General features: G+C 69.6%; 1 protein-coding gene. It reads left to right on the top strand.

The genetic code is table 11. The features are described from left to right. Positions 1-536: protein adenylyltransferase SelO family protein (locus AC1DWF_RS38110; protein ID WP_476843587.1), on the top strand; the 536-nt coding region annotated here is incomplete at both ends.

Below are 536 nucleotides of genomic sequence, written 5' to 3'. Positions count from 1 at the left end.
AGCTCACGCTGCGCCACCGCGACCAGCGCTGGGCCGCGCGCGTCGGTCTCGACACCCTCACCGACGAGGAATGGGTCGCGCATTTCGGCCGCTTCCAGCCCCTGCCCGGCTCCTTCGAGGAGCCACTGGCCCTACGCTACCATGGCCACCAGTTCCGCCACTACAACGCCGACCTCGGGGACGGCCGCGGCTTCCTTTTCGCGCAGATGCACGACATCAGGGATGGCCGCCTGCTGGACCTCGGCACCAAGGGCAGCGGCCAGACTCCCTGGTCGCGCGGAGCGGATGGACGGCTCACGCTGAAGGGCGGCGTGCGCGAGATCCTCGCGACCTCCATGCTGGAGGCGCAGGGCGTGGACACCTCCAAATCCTTCAGTCTGATCGAGACGGGCGAGGAGCTGTTCCGCAACGACGAGCCCTCCCCCACCCGCGCCGCCGTGCTGGTGCGGCTGAGCCATTCGCACCTGCGCATCGGCACCTTCCAGCGCCTCGCCTTCCACCAGGACGCCGACACGATGCGGCACCTGCTGAGCCAC

Source organism: Aminobacter sp. P4_D5 (assembly GCF_056401815.1).
The sequence above is the reverse complement of the archived record's forward strand: the minus strand, read 5'-3'. Positions and strand labels throughout refer to the sequence as shown.